General features: G+C 65.4%; 20 protein-coding genes. 3 read left to right on the plus strand and 17 right to left on the minus strand.

Going from position 1 to position 21,012, the window contains the following annotated elements; all coding sequences use genetic code 11:
* Positions 1-67: 67 nt before the first annotated feature.
* From DEIPE_RS05820 to nagZ, 3 genes are read left to right on the plus strand one after another with little or no spacing between them, the layout of a single operon-like run.
* On the plus strand, positions 68-970 hold the full coding sequence (locus DEIPE_RS05820) for a carbohydrate ABC transporter permease (protein WP_015235054.1): 903 nt from the start codon (positions 68-70) through the stop codon (positions 968-970).
* Positions 967-1,857: a carbohydrate ABC transporter permease gene (locus tag DEIPE_RS05825; RefSeq protein WP_015235055.1), complete on the plus strand. Its 891-nt coding sequence runs from the start codon at positions 967-969 to the stop codon at positions 1,855-1,857. The genes DEIPE_RS05820 and DEIPE_RS05825 overlap by 4 nt, the downstream gene beginning before the upstream one ends.
* Complete coding sequence (gene nagZ, locus DEIPE_RS05830; RefSeq protein ID WP_015235056.1) at positions 1,854-3,413, plus strand: beta-N-acetylhexosaminidase; 1,560 nt, start codon at positions 1,854-1,856, stop codon at positions 3,411-3,413. Before DEIPE_RS05825 ends, nagZ begins: the two co-directional genes overlap by 4 nt.
* A gap of 490 nt (positions 3,414-3,903) precedes the next feature.
* Here the strand turns inward: nagZ and DEIPE_RS25460 are convergent, their stop codons facing one another.
* From DEIPE_RS25460 to DEIPE_RS05905, 17 genes are all read right to left on the minus strand, one after another.
* Complete coding sequence (locus DEIPE_RS25460; RefSeq protein ID WP_425387703.1) at positions 3,904-4,041, minus strand: hypothetical protein; 138 nt, start codon at positions 4,039-4,041, stop codon at positions 3,904-3,906.
* A gap of 332 nt (positions 4,042-4,373) precedes the next feature.
* Positions 4,374-5,768: a DR2241 family protein gene (locus DEIPE_RS05835; RefSeq protein ID WP_015235057.1), complete on the minus strand. Its 1,395-nt coding sequence runs from the start codon at positions 5,766-5,768 to the stop codon at positions 4,374-4,376.
* 123 nt (positions 5,769-5,891) lie between these two features.
* A complete protein-coding gene (locus DEIPE_RS05840) occupies positions 5,892-6,611 on the minus strand; it encodes a histidine phosphatase family protein (protein ID WP_015235058.1) in 720 nt (239 codons plus the stop codon).
* Entirely contained in the window at positions 6,608-7,669 is a 1,062-nt protein-coding gene (locus DEIPE_RS05845; protein WP_015235059.1) for a phosphotransferase family protein, read from the minus strand. The genes DEIPE_RS05840 and DEIPE_RS05845 overlap by 4 nt, the downstream gene beginning before the upstream one ends.
* Complete coding sequence (locus tag DEIPE_RS05850) at positions 7,666-8,454, minus strand: SDR family oxidoreductase (protein WP_015235060.1); 789 nt, start codon at positions 8,452-8,454, stop codon at positions 7,666-7,668. The genes DEIPE_RS05845 and DEIPE_RS05850 overlap by 4 nt, the downstream gene beginning before the upstream one ends.
* Positions 8,451-9,722 carry an acyl-CoA dehydrogenase family protein gene (locus DEIPE_RS05855; RefSeq protein ID WP_015235061.1) on the minus strand — a complete coding sequence of 424 codons (1,272 nt, stop codon included), beginning with the start codon at positions 9,720-9,722 and terminating at the stop codon, positions 8,451-8,453. The genes DEIPE_RS05850 and DEIPE_RS05855 overlap by 4 nt, the downstream gene beginning before the upstream one ends.
* A 22-nt stretch (positions 9,723-9,744) precedes the next feature.
* Complete coding sequence (locus tag DEIPE_RS23810) at positions 9,745-10,098, minus strand: hypothetical protein (RefSeq protein ID WP_157448778.1); 354 nt, start codon at positions 10,096-10,098, stop codon at positions 9,745-9,747.
* 2 nt (positions 10,099-10,100) lie between these two features.
* The gene (locus DEIPE_RS05860) at positions 10,101-10,559 is read right to left on the minus strand and encodes a MaoC family dehydratase (RefSeq protein ID WP_015235062.1); all 459 of its coding nucleotides are present in this window, start codon (positions 10,557-10,559) and stop codon (positions 10,101-10,103) included.
* Between the two features lie 91 nt (positions 10,560-10,650).
* Complete coding sequence (locus tag DEIPE_RS05865) at positions 10,651-11,427, minus strand: SDR family oxidoreductase (RefSeq protein WP_015235063.1); 777 nt, start codon at positions 11,425-11,427, stop codon at positions 10,651-10,653.
* Positions 11,424-12,290 carry an alpha/beta fold hydrolase gene (locus DEIPE_RS05870; RefSeq protein WP_015235064.1) on the minus strand — a complete coding sequence of 289 codons (867 nt, stop codon included), beginning with the start codon at positions 12,288-12,290 and terminating at the stop codon, positions 11,424-11,426. Before DEIPE_RS05870 ends, DEIPE_RS05865 begins: the two co-directional genes overlap by 4 nt.
* Positions 12,287-14,089 (minus strand): acyl-CoA dehydrogenase, encoded by a 1,803-nt coding sequence (locus tag DEIPE_RS05875; protein WP_015235065.1) that lies wholly within the window; start codon positions 14,087-14,089, stop codon positions 12,287-12,289. The genes DEIPE_RS05870 and DEIPE_RS05875 overlap by 4 nt, the downstream gene beginning before the upstream one ends.
* A gap of 7 nt (positions 14,090-14,096) precedes the next feature.
* Complete coding sequence (locus DEIPE_RS05880; RefSeq protein ID WP_015235066.1) at positions 14,097-15,278, minus strand: acetyl-CoA C-acyltransferase; 1,182 nt, start codon at positions 15,276-15,278, stop codon at positions 14,097-14,099.
* A gap of 76 nt (positions 15,279-15,354) precedes the next feature.
* Positions 15,355-17,466, minus strand: coding sequence for a 3-hydroxyacyl-CoA dehydrogenase NAD-binding domain-containing protein (locus DEIPE_RS05885; protein WP_015235067.1), 2,112 nt, complete (start codon positions 17,464-17,466; stop codon positions 15,355-15,357).
* 165 nt (positions 17,467-17,631) lie between these two features.
* The gene (locus DEIPE_RS05890; RefSeq protein ID WP_015235068.1) at positions 17,632-18,390 is read right to left on the minus strand and encodes an ABC transporter ATP-binding protein; all 759 of its coding nucleotides are present in this window, start codon (positions 18,388-18,390) and stop codon (positions 17,632-17,634) included.
* Complete coding sequence (locus tag DEIPE_RS05895; protein WP_015235069.1) at positions 18,383-19,144, minus strand: ABC transporter ATP-binding protein; 762 nt, start codon at positions 19,142-19,144, stop codon at positions 18,383-18,385. Before DEIPE_RS05895 ends, DEIPE_RS05890 begins: the two co-directional genes overlap by 8 nt.
* On the minus strand, positions 19,131-20,126 hold the full coding sequence (locus DEIPE_RS05900) for a branched-chain amino acid ABC transporter permease (RefSeq protein WP_015235070.1): 996 nt from the start codon (positions 20,124-20,126) through the stop codon (positions 19,131-19,133). Before DEIPE_RS05900 ends, DEIPE_RS05895 begins: the two co-directional genes overlap by 14 nt.
* A gap of 1 nt (position 20,127) precedes the next feature.
* Complete coding sequence (locus DEIPE_RS05905) at positions 20,128-20,988, minus strand: branched-chain amino acid ABC transporter permease (RefSeq protein ID WP_015235071.1); 861 nt, start codon at positions 20,986-20,988, stop codon at positions 20,128-20,130.
* Positions 20,989-21,012 lie beyond the last annotated feature (24 nt).

A 21,012-nucleotide genomic window follows, 5' to 3' on the forward strand; every position in this document is an offset into this window, starting at 1 on the left:
GGCGGGGGTCAGGGAATTCCCTGGCCCCGCATTTTTATTTCGTTCACCGCACTTCTCAAGGAGCACCATGAAGTCCTCGACGCGTGAAGCACTGCTTTCCTACGCCTTTCTGGCACCAGCGTTGCTGCTGCTGGCCGTGTTCACGTTCTACCCCATGCTGTACGGCGCGTACCTCGGCTTCACGGAGTACAATGGCCAGCGCTTTGGCAACGGGCTCCCGCCGCGCTGGGTCGGGCTCGAGAACTTCCACAAGCTCTCGCAGGACACGCTGTTCTGGACCGGCCTGAAAAACAGTCTGAAGTACCTGCTGGTGGTGCCCATCCTGCAGATCGCCTCGCTGGCCGCGGCCGTGCTGGTGAACCGCTCGCTGCCGGGCATCAGTTTCTTTCGGGGCGCGTACTACGTACCGGTGGTGACCTCCATCTCGCTGGCGGCCGTGATGTGGGAATGGGTCTTCAACCGTGACGGCACCCTCAACTGGCTGCTCACCGCGCTGCACCTCGTGGACCCGAAACAAACCTTCGGATGGCTCGACAACCCCGCCACGGCGTTTTACGCGATTTTGCTGGTGACCTTCTGGCGTGGCTTCGGGTATTACATGGTGCTGTACCTCGCCGGACTGCAGAGCATTCCCGCCGAACTGGAAGAAGCCGCGCGCCTCGACGGCGCGACACGCCTGCAGGTGTTCTGGCGCGTCACGGTGCCGATGATGAAACCCACCATCCTGCTGTGCAGCCTGCTTTCGACCATCGCGGCCATCCGCGCACTCGAAGAAGTGCTGGTCCTCACGGGCGGCGGACCGCTCAACAGCACCTACACGGCGCTGATGTACGTCTACAGCAAGGCTTTTCAGGGCTTCAACTTCGATTACGGTCTCGCTTCGGCGGCCGGTCTGGTGGTTGCTCTGGTGGCCCTGATTCTGTCGATCATCAACTTCCGCTTCTTTCGTGACGCCGGAGCGCGGGCATGAGCGCGGTCGTCAGGCCCACTTCCCGCCGCACCGCCGCGCCCCCACGGTTGCGGCTGCGCCGCCTGCTGCGCTTGATCGTTCGCTACAGCCTGCTCAGCCTGATCCTCGTGTTCGCCGTCTTCCCTTTCGTCTGGACGCTCGCCATTGCCCTGACCGACAAGAGCGCCACAGGCGGGGTAAGCATCTACGACTTTCCGGCCAGCCTGCTCCCCCGGCAGGTCACCCTCAATAACTTCGTGGAAGTGTACCGCACCTTCTCGCTTGGCAAGTACGTGTGGAACAGCGTCGTGATCACCGGCATGACGGTCCTCGGCACGCTGGCGGTGTCCTCGCTGGCCGCTTATCCGCTGGCGCGCTTTCGTTTTCCCGGCAGGAACGCGCTGTTCGCGCTGATCATCGCGACGCTGGTGCTGCCCAGCGAAACGAACTTCATCGTGAATACCCTCACGCTGCAAAAACTCCACCTGCTCGGCACCTACACCGGCGTGGTCCTGCCCGGCCTCGCGACGGCCTTCGGCATCTTCCTGATGCGTCAGGCGTTCCTGGCCGTACCGCACAGCCTGATCGAGGCCGCACGCCTCGACGGCGCGAGCGAATGGCAGACCTTGTGGCGTGTCATGCTGCCCCTCACCACCCCCTCGCTGGCGGCGCTCGGCATCTTCACGCTCGTCACTTCGTGGAACGCCTATTTCTGGCCGCAACTGGTGCTGAGTGCCACACCCGATCTGGCGCCGCTCAGCGTGGCGGTACTGAAACTCAAAGGGCAATTCAACTACGATCCGTTCAACGTCGCTGCCGGCAGCCTGATCATGATGCTGCCCGTGCTGCTGATCTTCATGGCGGCACAGCGCTACTTCATGCGCGGCCTGGAAGGCGCGGTCAAATGACGCTTTCCCCGGACCCGGCGGTGAATCGCTGTGTCATCGTCGATCTGCCCGCTCCCGACCTCGACGCGCGCTGGCGCGAACATTTGCAGCGGCATGGCTTCGGCGGCGTGTGCCTGTTTCGCCGCAACATCGAGAACCGGGCGCAGTTGCTCACCCTGGTGCGCGACATCCGCGAAGTGCTGGGCCAGGACGCCCTGATCGGCATCGATCAGGAAGGCGGCGCGGTGCTGCGGGTGCTGGAGACTCCGCAGGTGCCCGCGCCGATGGCGCTGGGCGCGGCGAACGACCCGGAACTGGCCCGGGAGATCGGCGCCGTCACGGCGCGCGGCCTGATCGAACTGGGCATCAACTGGAATTTCGCGCCGGTGCTGGACATCAACAACAACCCCGACAACCCGGTGATCGGTGAGCGCAGTTTCGGCGCGGATCCACAGCTCGTCGCGCGCCTGGGGCTCGCCTGGGCGCAGGGGCTCGAAAGCGCCGGGGTGATGTCTTCGGTCAAGCACTTTCCCGGTCACGGTGACACCAGCGTCGACAGTCACCTGGCCCTGCCGGTGGTGAACAAGACGCGTGAAGTGCTGGAGGCCGTCGAATGGCTGCCGTTCCAGGCAGCGGCCAGGGCGGGTGTGGGGTCGTTCATGACCGCGCACATTCTCTATCCCGCGTTGGACGCCGAATTGCCCGCCACCCTCTCGCCGCGCATCCTGACCGACCTGCTGCGCGGTGAATGGGGCTACGACGGGGTGGTCGTGACCGACTCGACGGACATGCTGGCCATCGCCGAGCGTTTCCCGAACGGCGAAGGTGCGCCGCTGTCCCTGATCGCCGGGGCCGACGCGGTGCTGGCCTGCACACACGGCGACCTGGCCGCTCAGGAGCGGCAGGTCGCGGCCCTGTCACGCGCCGTGCAGGATGGGCGCCTGACGCGGGCGCGCGTCCAGGAAGCCACCCGGCGTCTGAACGCCGCAGCCCGGCGTTTTCCCACAACTCCACGTCCCCAGGACAGTGCGCAGCGCCAGCACGACGAAGCCACCTGCGAGTACGCCGCGCTGAAGGCCGTTACCAGCTACGGAAACGTCACGCTGCCGAACGGAACGGACCGCGTCCTGCTCATCGCGCCCAGCGGCGCAGCGGTGGGTGGTCCTTATGAGGACGCACTGTGTGGAAGCGAACTCACACGTCAGCTGCAACGGGCGTTTCCCAAGCTGCTATCCGTTCTTTATTCACCCACTCTGGACGCACAGCAGGCAGAGTGCTTTCTGCACACCGTGCGCGAGGCAGCTGCCGACTTCGTCCTGCTGGCCAGTTCATCCCGCTGGGCCTTCACGTCGGCCGAACAGCGCCTGATTGATGGGGTGCTGGCCCTGCCCGGCCCAGTCCTGCACCTGGCGCTGTGGAATCCCTATCACGTGACCGCCGTGGACGCCCCGGCACTGATCACCTACGGCTTTCGCAGCAATACCCTGCAGGCTGTGCGCGCCGTGCTGCAGGGTGCACCGGCACTCGGGCGGCTGCCGATCGACTTCGGCGAGCGAAGACCGTTTCCTGAGCGCTGACCCGGCGCAGACCAGCCGTACGAACTTGCGTTCATTTCGGAGCACCTGAGAACAACTCCCAGATGCTCCTTTATTGCCGCAGCCTGATGGTCGAGTTCACTCACTCCGTTCGGCATTGACTTCTTCACTTCACCCGGTCGTCAACGCAAGTTGGTATCAGCTCAGGTACGAGGTGCTTCGAAGGAAGACGGGTCATAGGGCTGTCGCCACGGACGGCGCGGACTGCGGTTTTCCTGGCACTCTTCGGGGGCGGCCTCGGGCACCGACCACCCCGGGCGCATCGGCTGCTCCCAGGAGTACGGCGAGCCCTCTTGCGGCGCTGGAGTCTCGTCCCACTGGGGCTCCAGGGCAGAAAACCAGCCATCAGGCTCCGGGGAGCCGCCTCCTGGGGGCCGGATTCCGGCGCGGCGTTCCACGGCGTGTCACGCCCACTGTCCGGTGTGTCACGCTGCGCGCCGTAACGCAACACGTCCGTTTCCCGGAAAGCCATCTAGGCCCCTCCGGCCTGCCCAAAGACCACGCCGTCGGGAGCCTGAAAAGCCTGCGGCGCGCGGTCCGCGAGGGCGCCGGCGACGGCCTGCTGCCAGACCGGCGCGGCAATGTCGCCGCTGTAAGCGTTCTCCGGCATCGCGCCCCCTTCCTGCCTGCCCACACTGCGCCCGCCATGCCCGGCGTCACGCCCGCGAACCACAGGTCCTTGACATCGTTGCTGGTACCGGTCTTGCCGCCCACGTCCCAGCCGGGAATGCGCGCCCGCCAGGCCAAGCCGCCCTGCCCACAACCCAAATCGTTGACCACCCCGCGCAGCATGTCGAGGCCCAGAAAGGCTGTCCAGCCGCTGCGCGTGGAAGTAGGCGCACGACGAAAGTGTAGCGAGCGTACCCTGAAGCCGAATCTTCGGCTGGGTGAGATTTCCTCAGAAACGCTCAGCGAGCAGTGCCCGAATTCACACCGCCCGCATCACTCGTCGTGGTGATGCGGGCCGCTCTTGCCTTTGTGGCTCATGGCTTCGCGCACTTCGGCAACCAGCAGCGTGCAGGCTTCAGGACAGGGAATGGCGCCCGGCACACCGTCAAAGAATGTTTTATCCAGCTTGTCCCCGGCCCACAGGCGGGTCTTGAGACAGGCGCCGCACACGTCACGCGAGGTGCGCATGACGAGCTCGATGGGCGCCTGCGCCACCTTGGCATAGATGCCGGTCTGACGCCGAGCGGTCGTGACCCACGGCGTGGTATGCAGCGCGTGCCTGCTGCACGAGTAACTCTCCTCCACCACGGCCGGGTAGAGATAGTGCATGGCCCGCGGCAGGTCCGTTTTGTCGAACACACCCCGCCAGCCGCGAGGCAGGTTGCGCAGGGTATGCACCGGACGGTGTTCGCCGCGCTCGTCGAGACGCACCCGGTCACGCAGGCCTTCCGGGTTCACAAAGGTCTCGAGCAGCTCGCGCCCTTCGTCCAGGGCGTGACGCACCTCGTACAGCCCGGCATGTGGAGTGACCATGACCTCGCCGAAACGCAGGCCCCGCTCGGCCAGTGCCAGAAAGGCCGTCCAGGCTTCGAGGTGCGAAGCGTCACGCTCACCATCGTCGAACGAGGCGCCACCTGCCTCGTGCGCCAGCTGCACCACTACGTCGGCCACCCTGGGGTGGGTACCGGTCGGCTTGGCGTAATACACCGTGCGGCCTTCCAGCCGACTGACGCTGCCGGTCAGACCCAGTTCCTCGGGAATCGTCTCGAGGGTGTGCCAGCCTTCCGACGCAAAGAACGGGACCATCGCCACCCGCTCCGCCTGCACCACGGCAGGCCAGGTGGACAGACGGGGATTTTCGTCCAGAAAGAGGGCGTGCACCTCGGCGAAGAGACCCTGCTCACGAATCCGGTCGGCGTTCTGGTACACCACCCGGCTCGAGTTGCTGTTGCGGGTGGTTCCGTGCCCGATGATCACCAGGGCGGTGTCCGAACCGTCGAGATCGGGGCAGGCTTCGCGCGCCCGCTCCAGAATGACCTCACTCATGGCGGGATGCACACCGTACGGCAGCGTATAACGCACGGTGCGGCCGCCGATCACCCGCGCGACCCCGTGTGCCGGCACCGGTCCCTGGTGTCCCAGGCCCAGTTCACGCGGAATGACCGTCTCGGTGAAGTAGCCTTCCGAGATGAACATCGGAATGACCGTAACGTCGGTGTAGGACACCGTGCGCAGCACCTGGCGCAGAGAAGGTTCTTCTTTCCAGTATCCTTCGATTACCTCGTCGAACACCTGCTGCCCGCGCAGCAGCTCGGCATAATGGTAGACGGCCGCGGCAGAGTCCGAGTTGAGGTGAGAGCCATGACCGACGAGCACGAGGGACCGCATACAGGTACTCTAGCAACGGCCACGCAAGCCACCGTGACCCTTCATGCGGTCTGGGACGTTTGTCATGCTTCCGACCACCCTCAGGCCCAGCGGGGCCGCAACGGCCCGTTGAAACAGGAAAGCTCAGCGGTAACTTTCCAGCCCCTCTGCTTCCAGGTGGCCCGTCACGTTGAAGGCGTCGAGCGAGAAACGCCCGCTGCTAAAGGTGAATTCGGTGCGCGAGGCGTTCTTCACCCGCCAGTTCAGCGCGAACGCCGACTGGTCCGGGGCTTTCAGGGCGAGTTGCACCGCCGTGCCGATCACGCCGCCCGAGGTGAACACCACCACCCGCCGCCCGGTACCGGGCGCGCGCAGAATCTCGGAAAAGGCCGCCCGGGTCCGGGAAGAAAAAGCGCCCCAGGACTCCACACCCGCCGGAATCTCGCTCGCCCCCAGCCAATGCTGCATCAGGGCCTCGAGCATGCGCTGAAAATAACGGTTGCGCTCCGGGGTGTTGCGGTAGTTCTGGCTGTCACGCAGCAGGACGCCGAACTCGGAATGTTCGCGCGCCAGCTGCGGCGCCAGGTCGCGCATGATGCTCTCCGCGTCGTACTCGCGCAACCGGTCGTCGGTGCGGATCTCCGGAAAATCCTGCCCCGCCTCGCGGTACACCGCCGCGACCACCTCGGCGGTGCGCCGCTGGCGCACGAGGGTGCCGCTGTAGGCTTCGCTGAACTGCACCTCGCGTTTCAGGAAATACCGCGCCAGGGCGCGGGCCTGCCGCTCTCCCAGGGGGGACAGGCGGTCGGTGTCCGCCTTGAAGGGCGTGGCCTGACCGTGGCGCACCAGCGTGAGGGTACTCAAACGCCCTCCGCGTCGGCCTGCCGGGTGCGCTGCGCGGCCACCCGCACCAGGGAGGCGACTTCGGCGTCGAGCTTCGCGAAGCGGGGATCTTGCGTCTGCCCCTTGTGAAAGCGGTAGAAGATCTGCTGCAGGATCACCGCGAGCTTGAAGGCCCCCAGCACCTCGTACCACGCCACCCGCGTCACGTCCCGGCCGCTTTGCTGCGCGTAGCGCTCGATGAAGGCCTCGCGCGAGTACCAGCCTGCGCCTCCGTGCGCCCCGAAAGGGCCGCTGCGCTGCTGCCAGTAGCACAGCGACAGACCGAGGTCGACCAGCGGGTCGCCCACGGTCGTCATCTCCCAGTCGAGCACGCCCACGATGCGCCCGGGGTCATGCGGGGCCAGCATCACGTTGTCGAGCTTGTAGTCGTTGTGCACGATCGTCGGTGGCTGAGCCTGTGGCATGGTGTCACGCAGCCAGGCGATCACGCGCTCCATGTCGGGCAGTTCCTCGACCTTCGAGCCGTTCCAGCGCGTCGCCCAGCCTTCGACCTGCCGGGTCAGAAAGCCCTTGGGCTTGCCGATGTCGATCAGGCCGCTCGCCACGATGTCGACGGCGTGCAGCTGCGCCAGGCCGTCGATCAGGGCGCGGCTGGCTTGCCCGCCCAGATCCGACATCTCCGCATATTCGGGTGGCACCTGATCGCGCAGGATCACCCCCACCCGGCGCTCCATCAGGTAGAAGGGCACGCCCAGCACGCCCGCGTCCTCGCAGAGCAGCGCCACCTTGGGCGCCGCTGCGAAGAGCGGGTGAATGCGCTCCAGCACGCGGTACTCGCGGATCATGTCGTGCGCCTTGGGCGCCACAGGGCCCATCGGCGCGCGGCGCAGCACGAATTCCTGCCCGCCCAGGCGCACCAGGTAGGTCAGGTTGGAGTGCCCGCCCGGAAACTGCTCGACCGTGAGGGCGTCTACGTCGGCGTCCAGCCGGCCACGCAGATACTCACGCAGCTTGTCGAGTTCGAGCTCCTCGCCGGGCCGGATGGGGGCCGTGTCGCCCGTCACGCCCTCACCGGTCATGCCCGCGCTTCCTGCCCTTCCAGTGACTCCTGCAGCGCCATGGCCTTTTTGCGGTGCCTGCGCATCCAGCCAAGCCAGTTCTCGTAATCCTGCGCCTTGGCCTGAAAGGCCGGCAGGGTCGTCGGGTGCGTCAGGATCAGAAAGCGCTCCTCGTCGAGCGCCCGCACCACCGCCTCGGCGACCTCCGAGGGCTGAATGGCGGTTTTCTGCAGGCTCCTCGCGTTCTCCACCATCGGGGTCCAGACCCCTTCGGGACACAGGCAGCTCACGCGGATGCCCTCGTCGTGGTGCGCGATCGAGAGCCACTCCGCGAAGGCTAGGGCGGCGTGCTTGGTCACGGCGTAGGGAGCGGAATGCACCTCGGTCAGCAGGCCCGCCGCACTCGCAGTGCTCAGCAGGTAGCCTTCACCGCGTGAGCGCATGTGGGGCAGCACGTGGCGCGCCGCGTACACGTGGCTCATGACGTTCACGTCGTAGATCAGCTGCCAGTGCTTGTTGGTCGCGTCCGCGCCGCCGTCCACCGCGATGCCCGCGTTCGAGACGAACAGGTCGATACGGCCCTCGGTGTTCAGGACGTCCTGCACGAGGTTCGCGACGTCTTCTTCCCGAGCGACGTTCGCCGCGACAAACCGTGCGCCGATCTCCTGCGCTTTCCCGGTGCCCTTCTCGGCGTTCAGGTCCGAGGCGATCACCGTGGCGCCTTCAGCGACGAAGCGCCCGGCGAGGGCGAGGCCAATGCCGGAAGCGGCGCCCGTGACGACCACAACCTTGCCCGGCAGCTTCACGCGCCCACTCCCCCGTTCGGCACCGTGACCGGCAGGGGGCCCTGCTCGCTCCGCGCCTGGTACTTGCGCAGTTCCTGCTTGGCGACCGTCTCGGCGTGCACCTCGTCCGGACCGTCCGCCAGGCGCAGGGTGCGCGCGGACGCGTAGGCATGGGCCAGGAAGGTGTCCTGCGAGACGCCCGCGGCGCCGTGCACCTGAATGGCGCGGTCGATGACCCGGCAGGCCACGTTGGGCGCCACGACCTTGATCATGGCGATTTCGCTGCGCGCGGCCTTGTTGCCGACGGTGTCCATCATGTGCGCGGCCTTCAGGACCAGCAGGCGCGCCTGCTCGATCTCCATGCGTGACTCGGCGATCGCGGCGCGCACCGTGCCGTGAGCGCTGATGTTCTTGCCGAACGCCACCCGCGACTCGGCCCGGCGGCACATGGCCTCCAGGGCGCGCTCCGCCAGGCCGATCAGGCGCATGCAGTGGTGAATGCGCCCGGGGCCGAGGCGTCCCTGCGCGATCTCGAAACCGCGCCCTTCACCCAGCAGGATGTTGCTCACGGGCACCCGCACGTCGGTGAAGGTGATCTCGGCGTGACCGTGCGGCGCGTCGTCATAACCGAAGACGTGCATCATGCGCTCTACGCGCACGCCGGGGGTGTCCATCGGCACCAGGACCATGCTCTGCTGCTGGTGCGGGGGAGCGCTCCTATCGGTCTTGCCCATGAAGATCAGGATCTTGCAGCGCGGATCGCCCGCTCCGGAAGTCCACCACTTGCGCGCATTGATGACGTACTCGTCGCCGTCGCGTTCGATGCTGGCCTGGATGTTGGTGGCGTCGCTCGAGGCCACGGCGGGCTCGGTCATCGCGAAACCGCTGCGGATCTGACCTTCCAGCAGCGGTTCAAGCCACTGACGGTGATGCTCGGGCGTGCCGTAGCGCGCGATGGTTTCCATGTTGCCGGTATCGGGCGCGTTGCAGTTGAACACTTCCGGGGCCCACTGCACGCGGCCCATGATCTCGCACAGGGGCGCGTACTCCAGGTTGGTGAGGCCCGCACCGTACTTGCCGTCGCTGCTGCTGGGCGGCAGGAAGAGGTTCCACAAACCCGCCTCACGGGCCCTGGGCTTGAGGTCCTCAATGATCTGAACGTGCTCCCAGCGCTCGCCCTCGGCGACCTGCCGCGCGAAGGTTTCCTCGTTGGGGTAGACGTACTCGTCCATGAAGGCCAGCAGACGCGTGCGCAGGTCCTGCACTTTCGAACTAAAATCAAAATTCATAATCAAATCCTTTCTTGTTGCTTCACAACGTACTTCCCCACTTTATTTTTATTTGAGGCTTCAAGACCAGCTCTAAGTCTTGTAGTTCCTTGCTTTTTTCAAACCAAACCACGAGTGATTCTTGTTTTAATTCCGAATTCACGAAAACACCGGTGACTCTATAAAGCTCCAAACACACTACTTCATGTTCACCTACATAAAGTCGAATCACGATTTTTCCACGATAAGGCTTCATTTCGCATAAAACATCAATATCGTCTCGGCGCGTGCGAAATGTTAGGGTGTCGTAGGGCCATGAATTTCGAGGATCGAATACTTCGGGCTCCGATTCGAAGAGCCATATAAGCTCATTGTTTTCTGGAAAGTGCTGAATCATATCTAAAAATAGGTACGGAAGATGGTCTCGGCGATCAGGGCGGGCTTGGGCGCGCCCTCGATCTCAACGGTCTGTCTGGTGGTGACCTGCACCCACTGCCCGTCCGGGCCGTCTTCGAGCTGCAGCAACTCGGCGTGGGTTCGCAGCCGCGAACCCACCGGGACAGGGCTCACGAAGCGCACGCGGTTCAGGCCGTAGTTGACGGTCATGCGCCCACCGAGATTGAGGGCTTCGCCGCGCCCGCCGGACAGGTGCCCGGCCAGCAGCGAGAGCGTCAGGAAACCGTGCGCGATGGGCCCGCCAAAGGGTGTCTGCGCGGCGCGTTCGGGGTCCACGTGAATGAACTGGTGGTCTCCGGTGGCGTCCGCGAACTGGTTCACCATCTCCTGCGAAACGCTCACCCAGTCACTCACCCCGAGTTCCTGCCCCAGGCGGGCGCGCAGATTTTCCAGGGCACTCATCGTGCCCGCCCAGCCCTTAGCCTTCGCCGGAGGATGGGGCGGCCCACCCGTTCGGGCATGGGTTTCTCACGCACGTGGGCAACCGGCCTGGTCATATGGCCGTGACGCCTCCGTCGACCGCAATCGCCTGACCGGTCATGAAGGCGCTCGCGTCGGAGGCCAGCAGGGCCGCGAGACCCTTGAGGTCCTCCGGACCACCGACGCGCCCGAGGGGGGTGGCTTCCTTGATGATCTGCTCGCCGTACTCCAGCGTGCCGCGCGTCATCTTGGTGGGGAAGTAGCCGGGGCAGATGGCGTTCACGGTGATGTCGTACTTGGCCCACTCGCTCGCCAGGGCGCGGGTCATGTTGACCATGCCGCCCTTGGAGGTGTTGTAGGCCAGGGTGCCCATCATGCGCGGGCTGTTGCCCTTGAGGCCCGCGACGGAGGCGACATTGATGATGCGCCCCGTGCGGCGCGGAATCATGGAGGCCACGCCCACGGCCTGCGTCAGCAGAAAGGCTCCGGTGAGGTTGAGGCCCAGCACCTTGTGCCAGGCCTCCAGCGGGTGCTCCTCGGCGGGCGCGCCCCAGGTGGCCCCGGCATTGTTCACCAGAATGTCGATCTGACCCCAGCGCTCCATCACCTGCCGCACAATTTCCTGGGCGGTTTCGGGTTTCGAGAGGTCGGAGGGAACGGTGAGCACCTCGACGCCCTGCCCTTCAAGGTGGGTGCGCGCTTCTTCAAGTTCATCCGCCTTACGGGCCGTGATGGCGATTTTCGCGCCGAGTTCCCCGAGAGCCTCGGCGATCTGCAAACCCAGGCCGCGCGAGCCGCCCGTCACGATGGCCACCCGGCCGGAAAGGTTCATCAGGTCTTTGACGCTCATGCGTTCTCCTTGCTCTGGTCATCGAGCGTGCCGAGAAACTCCAGCACGTCGCGGTTGAATTCGTCGGGGCATTCCATGATCGGCATGTGCCCGATGCCGGGGTACTCGTGGAGGCGCGCGCCCGGAAGGCGCTGTGCGAGCATTCGGCCGTTGCCCACCGGCACCAGTGGATCGAGGTCACCGTGAATCACCAGGCTGGGCGCCCGGATGTCCTGCAGGTGCGTGGTGACGTCGTGCCCTCTCGCCGCCTCGTACTGGCGCAGGTAGGCCGCCGACCTCATGGGTTTGTAGCGCGCGAGCTGCGCGACCAGCTCGGCTTCCTCGGGCCGCGAATCGAAGTGGCCGGGGCGGCAGATGATGCGGTAGGTGTTCTGGGCGCGCTCACCGATCTCCTGGCCGGGGTCGGGGCGCAGGACGGCCGCGGCCTCCGCTGTGGGGCCCACGTGGGTTCTGCCGCCCGCCGAGGTGGCCACCAGAATCAGGCTGCGCACCAGCTGCGGGTGACGCTGCGCGAGGTTCAGGGCGACCATGCCGCCCATGCTGATGCCCGCCACGTGCGCGCCCTCCACGCCCAGTGCGCGCAGCAGCGCCGCGGCGTCATCGGCCTGGTCGTGCATGGTGTAGGGTTCCTCGAAAGGGTCGCTGTCGCCCACGTCACGGTGATCCATCGCGATGGTGCGGTAGTGCTGGCCGAAGACGGGCAGCTGCCGCCCCCACCCGAAGCGCTTGGACCCCAGCCCGGAGAGCAGCAGCAGGGTCCCCTGAGGATTCTGGGGCGTAACTTCGTCGTAGGCGAGGCGGCGTCCACCGAGGTCCACGAACTTCGGCGCCCCGAAGCTGAGACCGAACCCGAAAGTCGTCACGCGAACCACCCGGCCTGCATGTCGGTGGTCGTGCGGTCAAAGGCGCGCAGAATCTGGCCCTGGTGACGCGTTTTGGGCAGCTCCCACACGAAAAAGAAGCGCGCGGCCGCGAGTTTGCCCTGGTAGAAATTCCGGTCGGCTTCTTTGGCGCCCTCCAGGGCGCGCGCGGCCACGACGGCCTGCCGCAGCCACATCCAGGCGATGACCGTGTGTCCGAACATCTCCAGGTAGGCGTGCGCGTTGGCGAGAAACAGGTCCGCACCGACCCGCGCGGCCCCTTCAGCCAGTTCCTGGGTGGTCTGCTGCACCAGCCGCAAGGTGTCTTCGAGCTCGGCCGCCCAGGCAGCGGTCGCTTCGTGCTCGCGGGCCTGATTGATGGCCTCTTCGATTTCGCGTGACAGCAGCGTGAAGGCCGCTCCGCCCCCCATGATGACCTTGCGCCCCAGCAGGTCGAGGGCCTGAATGCCGTTGGTGCCCTCGTGAATGGGGTTCAGGCGGTTGTCGCGGTAATACTGCTCGACCGGGTACTCGCGGGTGTAGCCGTAGCCGCCGAGAATCTGAATGGCCTGCTTGTTGGCCTCCAGACAGTACTCGCTCGGCCAGGCCTTCACGATCGGCGTCAGGATGTCGAGCAGCAGAGCGGCTTCCTGACGTTTTGCCTCGTCCAGGTGGGTCAGCTGGTCGTCTTCCAGCAAGGCGCACTGCAGGCCCAGGGCAAAGGCGCCCTCGACGTAGGCCTTCTGCATCAGCAGCATGCGCTTGACGTCGGGGTGCTCGATAATCATGACGGGTTCCGAGTGAGGGTCCTTGTTGCCCGCCTTTCTCCCCTGGGGGCGGCCCTGGGCGTACTCCAGCGAGTAGAGGTACCCGGCGTACCCCAGCATGGTGGCGCCCATGCCGACGCCGATGCGGGCGCCGTTCATCATGTGGAACATGTACATCAGGCCCTTATGGGGCTCACCGACGAGTTCGCCGAGGCAGTTCCCGTTTTCGCCGAAGTTCAGCACGGTGCTGGTCGTGCCGCGGTACCCCATCTTGTGCAGCAGCCCGCCGAGGTTCACGTCGTTGTGCTCCCCGACGCTGCCGTCCTCGTTCACCCGGAAGCGCGGCACGATAAAGAGCGAGATGCCCTTCACCCCCTTCGGCGCCCCCTTGATGCGCGCCAGCACCAGGTGGACGATGTTCTCGGACAGTTCGTGCTCGCCGGCCGAGATCCACATCTTGGTACCGCTGAGGCTGTAGGTACCGTCCTCCCGGGGCGTGGCGGTCGTGAGGATGTCTGCGAGGCCGCTGCCCGCCTGCGGTTCGCTGAGGGCCATGGTGCCGTAAAAGCGCCCCGACAGCAGGTGCGGCAGGTACTTCGCCTTCTGCTCGTCGCTGCCGAACACCTCCAGCAGGTTGGCGTTCCCGATGGTCAGGAAGGGGTAGGCGCTCGTGCCGATGTTGGCAGCTTGAAAGCAGGCATGGCACACCTGCGAGACGACCGAGGGCAGCTGCAGCCCCCCCAGGTCGTAGCGGTGGTGCGCCGAGAAGAAGCCCGCCTGGCGGAAGGCTTCCAGGGCTTCTTTCACCGGCGCAATGATCTGCACCTTGCCGTCCACGACGTGCGGTTCGTTCAGGTCGGCTTCGCGGTTGTGCGGCGCGAAGTACTTTTCGGCAAGGTTGTAGGCGAGGTTGATGGCGTCGTCGAAGGTTTCACGCGAGTGATCCTCGTAGAGTTCACGCTCGGGGAGGGTCTGGGCGCCGAGCAGCTCGTAGAGCATGAACTGGATGTCTCGCCGGTTGACAAAGGCAGGCATGCGGTCCTCAGACGATCTCGAAGAGTCCGGCGGCGCCCATGCCGCCACCGACGCACATGGTGACGACCGCGTACTTCTCGCCGCGCCGCTTGGCCTCGATCAGGGCGTGCCCGGTGAGACGCGCGCCGCTCATGCCGTAGGGGTGCCCGACCGAGATGGCGCCGCCGTTCACGTTGAGGCGCTCGTGCGGAATGCCCAGTTCGTTCATGCAGTACACCACCTGCACCGCGAAGGCTTCGTTGAGTTCCCACAAGCCGATGTCGTCGACCGTGAGCCCGTGACGCCCCAGCAGCTTCGGCACTGCGTACACCGGTCCGATGCCCATCTCGTCGGGCTCCAGGCCGGCAATCGCGAAACCACGGAACACGCCGAGCGGTTGAATGCCGCGGTCACGCGCCACGTCGCTGTCCATCACCACGACCGCCGAGGCGCCGTCCGAGAGCTGGCTGGCGTTTCCGGCGGTGATCACGCCGCCGTCGTTGACGGTCTTGAGACCCGCCAGGCCTTCCAGGGTGGTCTCGGCGCGCGGGCCCTCATCACGCGTCAGGGTGACCTCTTCCTCGCGGGTCTCACCGGTCGCCTTGTCGGCCACGATCTTCTGGGTGGTGAGCGGCACGATTTCGTCATTAAAACGCCCATTGGCCTGTGCGGCGGCGGTGCGGCGCTGGCTTTCCAGCGCGTAGGCGTCCTGCACCTCGCGGGAGATGCCGTAGCGTTCCGCGACAATCTCGGCGGTGCGGATCATCGGGTAGTAGACCTGGGGCTTGTTGCGCACCAACCATTCCTCGAACATCTTGTGCTTGTTCTGGTGCTCGTTTTGCACCAGGCTGATCGACTCGAGGCCCCCCGCGACCATCACGGGTGCGCCGTCCACCATGACGTGCTGGGCGGCCATGGCAATCGCCTGCAGGCCCGACGAGCAGAAACGGTTGACGGTCGTGCCGGAGGTCGTCATAGGGAGACCCGCACGAATGGCGATCTGACGGGCGATGTTCTGCCCGGTGGCCCCTTCGGGCATGCCGCAGCCGAAGATGACGTCCTCGACCTCGTCGGGGTGGACGCCCGCGCGCTCTACGGCGTGCCGGACGGCGTGCGCGCCGAGAATGGCGCCGTGGGTATTGTTAAAGGCGCCCCGGTAGGCCTTGCCGATGGGGGTGCGGGCAGTGGAGACAATGACGGCTTCGCGCATAAAAACTCCTGGGGCTGTCAGCATTCAGCTTTCAGCAGTCAGCAAAAAGAGGGCGAATAAAGGGTGAGGTCCGGGTTCAGCTGACCGCTGACGGCTGGGCGCTGAGCGCGTCCCGAAAGGTCTTGCCTTCCCTCACCAGACGTTCCAGCAGCGGGGCCGGTTTCCAGGTGTCGCCGTGCTGCTCGTGGAACTCTTTGATGTCGGCGAGCACGTTCTCCAGGCCGACCGTCTCGGCGTAGTGCATCGGGCCGCCCCGACTTGCGGGAAAGCCGTAGCCGTACACGTAGATCACGTCGATGTCGCTGGCGCGCTGCGCGATGCCTTCCTCGAGGATCTTGGCGCCCTCGTTGACCAGCTGGTACACCAGGCGCTTGGTGATTTCTTCCTGCGTCAGTTCGCGCGGCTCCACGCCTTTCTCGGCGCGGGAATCCTGAATGATCTGCTCGGCGACCGGATCAACTTCGGGCGTGCGGCCGTTCGCGTAGCTGTACACGCCCGCGCCGGTCTTCTGACCCTTGCGGCCCGCCTCGACGATGCGGTCCATAAAGGTGTCACTCTTTTCGCGCCCGGCTTCCTGCGCCTGCCGCTGGCGGATGGCGTAGCCGATGTCGAGCCCGGCCATGTCGCTCATCTCGAAGGGGCCCATCGGAAGGCCCAGGGCGTGCATGGCGTCGTCCACCTGACGGGGGCTGGCACCCTCCTCGACCATCTGCTGCGCTTCACGGCCGTACTGGTTGATCATGCGGTTGCCCACGAAGCCGTCGCAGACCCCGACGACCACCCCGACCTTCCCGAGGGTCTTGGCGAGCTGCACGCTGGTGACGAGCGTCTGGTCATCCACCTTGTCGGGCCGCACGATTTCGAGCAGCTTCATGACGTTCGCCGGACTGAAGAAGTGCATACCCAGCACCTGCTCGGGCCTTGAGGTGGCGCGCGCGATCTCGTTCACGTCGAGGGTCGAGGTGTTGCTCGCCAGGATCGCGCCGGGCTTGCAGACGGCGTCAAGCCGCCCGAATACCTCGCGTTTGACGTTCATGTCCTCGAAGACGGCCTCGATTACGTAGTCGGCGTCCGCCAGGTCCTCGAAGCTGAGGGTGCCGCGAATGAGCGCCATGCGCTCTTCGACCTGCTCCAGCGTGAGGCGGCCCTTTTTGGCGGTGTTCTCGTAGTTCCTGCGGATGGTCGCCAGACCGCGTTCCAGATTCTCGGCGTTCGCCTCGTAGATGGTGACGGGAATCCCGGCGTTGGCGAAGTTCATGGCGATGCCGCCGCCCATGGTGCCCGCGCCCAGCACCCCCGCCGACCTGATTTCGCGGGGCTTCACGCTCCTGTCGACGCCGTTGATCTTGGCGGCTTCACGTTCTGCAAAAAAGATGTGCCGCAGCCCCCTGGACTGGTCAGAGCGCTGCGCCTGCAAAAAGAGTTCTCCCTCGCGCTGAAGGCCCTCATCGAAGGGCAGTTCCACCGCGCCCTTGACGGCCTCCAGGCACAACAGGGGGGCAATCAGACCGCGCGCTTCCTTCCTGACGCGCTCGGTGGCGACGTTGAAGAACATGTGCGCGGGAATGTCGAGCTTGACATCGCGGTCACGGATCTTGGGCAGTTCCCCGCTCTCCCCTGCCCGCTGAGCGAACTGCACGGCGCCCTCCAGCAGGTCCCCTTCGATCAGTTCGTCAATCAGGCCGAACTCATGGGCTTTTTCGGCGCTGATGGGGTTGCCGGTCACGATCATGGTGAGCGCTTCTTGCAGCGGAATCACGCGCGGCAGGCGCTGGGTGCCGCCCGCGCCCGGAATCACGCCGAGCTTCACCTCGGGCTGGCCGACTTTCAGCGCGCGGCTGGCGACGCGGTAGTGGCAGCCCATGGCGACTTCCAGACCGCCCCCGAGGGCGTTGCCGTGCATGGCCGCCACGACGGGTTTGGGGTTGGCCTCGAGCTTGGCGATGGTGCCGCGCATGTCGGGCTGCTGCTCGCGCGGAAGGTTGAAGGTCTTCACGTCCGCTCCGGCGATAAAGCTGCGCCCACCGCCGATCAGCACGAAGGCTTTGACTTCAGGGTCGGCGTTGCCGCGCTCGAGCCCGGCCTTGATGCCTTCGGGTACACCGGGGCTGAACACGTTGACGGGCGGATTGTTGATGGTGAGCACGGCGACCGGGCCGTGTTTCTCGTAAAGCACCATTTCCGACATCAGAACCTCCACGAAATGACTCACGAAATGACAGCGTGACTTTGGAAAATGTGACTTTGGACTCGGTTCAATTGCGAGGACAGCACTGGTCCCAGGGCAAAGCAGAGAAAGCAGGCGGATATTGCCCCTCAAGGGGAAAGGGCACACCGGCGGCGTGCCCTTTGCTCAGACGCCGATGTAGGCGCTACGCACGGCGTCGTTGCCAAGCAGGGCCGCCTGGCTGCCCTCGAGCGTCAGCGCGCCGTTTTCCATCACGTAGCCCCGGTGCGCGATCTGCAGGGCCGCGTAGGCGTTCTGCTCGGCCAGCAGCACGCTGGTGCCCGTCGCGTTGATGCGCCTCGTGACCTCGAGCACCTGCTCGACCACCAGGGGTGCCAGGCCCAGGCTGGGCTCGTCGAGCAGCAGCAGCTGCGGCCGGGCCATCAGGGCCCGCCCGATGGCGAGCATCTGCTGCTGGCCGCCGCTCATGCTGCCCGCCGCATCGTGACGCTTGTCACGCAGAATCGGGAAGAGCTCGTACACTTCCTCCAGCCCGCGGTTCACTCCATTTTTGTCACGGCGGTGAATGAAGGCGCCCAGAATCAGGTTCTTCTGAATGCTGAGTTCGGGAAACAGCATGCGCCCCTCGGCGCATTGCGCGACGCCGCGCCCGATCACCTCGGCGGCGTCGCGGCCCGTGATGTTCTCGCCGTTATAGCTGATGGTGCCACTCACGGGTCGCTGCAGACCGCTGATGGTACGGAACAGGGTGCTCTTGCCCGCACCGTTGGCCCCCAGCAGCACCACAATTTCGCCGGGATTCACGGTCAGGCTGACATTGCGCAGGGCCACGAACTCCCCGTAGCGCACGGTCACGTCCTGAACCTGCAGGGCTCCCTGGCCGGAGGAGCCGGTCTGCCCGCCGTTCTGCGCGCTGTTATGCACGGTGCCCACCTCCCAGGTACGCCTCGATCACGGCCGGGTTACCCTGAATTTCCCGCGGCGCGCCCTCGGCGATCTTCTGGCCGTGGTGCAGCACCATGATGTGGTCCGAGATGTTCATGATCATGTTCATCTTGTGTTCGATCAGGCACACGGTGTAGCCCTGATCGACCATTTTACGAATCAGACGCACCAGCCCTTCGGTCTCGTCAGGATTGATGCCCGCCGCCGGTTCGTCGAGCAGCACCAGCTTGGGGTCGGTCGCCAGGGCAATGGCGATCGAGACGCGCTTCTGCGCTTCCTGCGTGAGCATGCCGACGGGCCGGGGATCACGCGGGCTGAGACCCACGAAGTCGAGCGCGAAGGCTGCCCGTTCGCGGGCCTCGCGCTCCTCGCTCCGGAGGCGGGGCGTGCGCAGAATGGCGTCCCAGATGCCGCTGCGCATGCGCAGACGGTGACCCTGCAAGACATTGTCGAGAATGGGCAGTTCCTTGAAGAGGCTGGTGGTCTGGAAAGTGCGCGCTACACCCCGGGTGGCCATCTTGTGGGCGGGCATGCGCGTGACGTCTTCACCACCGAAGGTGATTCGCCCCGACGTGGGCTGGTAAAACCCGCTGATGAGGTTGAAGAAGGTACTTTTTCCGGCGCCGTTGGGGCCGATGACGGCGTTCACCGCGCCGGGCGTGACGCTGTAGTTCACGCCAGAGACGGCTTTGAGGCCACCGAACTGAATACCGAGGTTTTCAACGCTGAGCACGTTCGGCCTCCTGGGAAGTCGCGATGACGGCGGGAGCGGGAGCGGGCCGGTTGAAGCGCCGCGTGGCCTTCTGCCACAGGCCCATCAGGCCGTGTGGGAAGAACAGCACCAGCACCACCAGCAAGGGCCCGAGAATCAGGTGCTGGTACTCCTGCGAGGCCTGCAGCAGCTGCGCGAGCACAACCAGCAGAAACGCGCCGATCACGGGGCCTGCCAGGGTCGCGGCGCCCCCCACGATCACGTAGAGCAGCAGGGTGAAGGTGACCGTCACTGCGGAAGCGGCCGGGCCGAGAAAGCCCAGGTAGGTGGCGTACAGACCGCCCGCCAGACCTGCAATGGCCGTGGAGAGCATCAGGGCGCGCTGCTTGTGCGCGAAGGTGTCGATCCCGCTGGCGCGCGCGAGGTCCTCGTTGCTGCGCACCGCCACGAAGGCCCGGCCAACGGGAGCCTTCACGACGGAGTAGATCACGTAGAGCGTCGCGACGAGCGCGCCCAGGGCGAGGTAATAGAAAACGCTTTGCTCGCTGAAGTCGATCGGGCCGACCTTGCCAGGCTGTGGGACACCGTTCAGTCCGTCACGCCCACCGGTCAGGTGTTCCCAGCGAGCGATGACCTGCGTGACGATTACGCCGACGGCCAGGGTAAAGATGGCAAAGGCGTCCCCACGGGTGCGAAAGGCCACGAGACCCAGCAAAAAGCCCAGCACGGTGGTCAAGGCCGTAGCGGTGGGCCAGGCCAGCCAGAAGGACCAGCCGTGCTTGAGCATCAGGATGCCCACCGTGTACGCGCCGATTCCGAAGAAGGCGGCGTGCGCCAGCGAGAGCAGGCCGGTGTAGCCCAGCAGGACGTTCAGTCCGCTCGCGGCAATCGACCAGATGAAGGCCATGATCAGCACGTCGAGGTAGTAGCCGTTCTTGGTGATCACGGGAATGAGGAGCGCGGCGAACAGCGCCAGTGCGGTAATGACGACTCCAGGGCGCATGTCAGGTTCCCTTCGAGAAGAGCCCGGTGGGGCGAATGGCGAGGACGATCACCAGCACGGCGAAACCGATGATGTCGGCGAAATCCGCGTTGATGTAAGCGGTGGTGAAGGTCTCCACCAGGGCCAGCAGGAAGCCGCCCACGATGGCGCCGGGAATGCTTCCCATGCCGCCCAGGATGATGATCGCGAAGACTTTGGTATTGATGACCTCGCCCATGGTGGGTGACACCAGCGCGATGGGCGCGATCAAGGCGGCGGCGATTGCGGCCAGAGCAGCGCTGATCGCAAAGGTCAGCATGCTGACGCGGTTGGTGTTGATACCGACCAGCTGCGCCCCCGCGCGATTCTGCGCCATCGCCTCGATGGTCGCGCCAGTCACGGTACGCTTGAGAAACAAGAACAGCACGATCATCACCAGCAGTGACGCGCCGATCACCAGCAGACGCTGGGTGGTGACGGTCACACCCATCAGGTTGACCACGCCGCCGTAAGGCGTGGGCATCATGCGAAATTCCGCGCCAAAGAGTTTTTGCGCCGAGGCTTCCAGAAAAAACAGCACGCCGATGGCGGCGATCATGGCCTGCACGTGCGAACGGTCACGCAGCGGGTGAAAGACCAGGCGCTCCAGCACGACGCCCATGAGGGCCAGTACCAGGGCGGCGATGGCGATGGCGAGCAGGTACGGAATGCCCACAATGGTCAGCAGCGCGTAGGTGACGTAGGCACCCGCCATGTACAGGGCGCCGTGCGCGAAGTTGGGAATCTTGAGCACGCCGAAGACCAGGGTCAGGCCCAGTGCGACAAGGCTGTACACACTACCCAGCGCGATGCCATTGAAGAGTTGTTGCAAAAAGAGCGTCATGCGAGTCTCCAGCGGGGTATACGT

The sequence above is a fragment of the Deinococcus peraridilitoris DSM 19664 genome (assembly GCF_000317835.1).
Taxonomy (GTDB): domain Bacteria; phylum Deinococcota; class Deinococci; order Deinococcales; family Deinococcaceae; genus Deinococcus_A; species Deinococcus_A peraridilitoris.

Coding starts and splice junctions, on each gene's coding strand:
- DEIPE_RS05820 (WP_015235054.1), top strand. CDS start 68: ATGAAGTCCTCGACGCGTGAAGCACTGCTTTCCTACGCCTTTCTGGCA.
- DEIPE_RS05825 (WP_015235055.1), top strand. CDS start 967: ATGAGCGCGGTCGTCAGGCCCACTTCCCGCCGCACCGCCGCGCCCCCA.
- nagZ (WP_015235056.1), top strand. CDS start 1,854: ATGACGCTTTCCCCGGACCCGGCGGTGAATCGCTGTGTCATCGTCGAT.
- DEIPE_RS25460 (WP_425387703.1), bottom strand. CDS start 4,041: ATGCCGGAGAACGCTTACAGCGGCGACATTGCCGCGCCGGTCTGGCAG.
- DEIPE_RS05835 (WP_015235057.1), bottom strand. CDS start 5,768: ATGCGGTCCCTCGTGCTCGTCGGTCATGGCTCTCACCTCAACTCGGAC.
- DEIPE_RS05845 (WP_015235059.1), bottom strand. CDS start 7,669: ATGACCGGTGAGGGCGTGACGGGCGACACGGCCCCCATCCGGCCCGGC.
- DEIPE_RS05855 (WP_015235061.1), bottom strand. CDS start 9,722: ATGAATTTTGATTTTAGTTCGAAAGTGCAGGACCTGCGCACGCGTCTG.
- DEIPE_RS23810 (WP_157448778.1), bottom strand. CDS start 10,098: ATGATTCAGCACTTTCCAGAAAACAATGAGCTTATATGGCTCTTCGAA.
- DEIPE_RS05860 (WP_015235062.1), bottom strand. CDS start 10,559: ATGAGTGCCCTGGAAAATCTGCGCGCCCGCCTGGGGCAGGAACTCGGG.
- DEIPE_RS05865 (WP_015235063.1), bottom strand. CDS start 11,427: ATGAGCGTCAAAGACCTGATGAACCTTTCCGGCCGGGTGGCCATCGTG.
- DEIPE_RS05875 (WP_015235065.1), bottom strand. CDS start 14,089: ATGCCTGCCTTTGTCAACCGGCGAGACATCCAGTTCATGCTCTACGAG.
- DEIPE_RS05880 (WP_015235066.1), bottom strand. CDS start 15,278: ATGCGCGAAGCCGTCATTGTCTCCACTGCCCGCACCCCCATCGGCAAG.
- DEIPE_RS05885 (WP_015235067.1), bottom strand. CDS start 17,466: ATGTCGGAAATGGTGCTTTACGAGAAACACGGCCCGGTCGCCGTGCTC.
- DEIPE_RS05900 (WP_015235070.1), bottom strand. CDS start 20,126: ATGCGCCCTGGAGTCGTCATTACCGCACTGGCGCTGTTCGCCGCGCTC.
- DEIPE_RS05905 (WP_015235071.1), bottom strand. CDS start 20,988: ATGACGCTCTTTTTGCAACAACTCTTCAATGGCATCGCGCTGGGTAGT.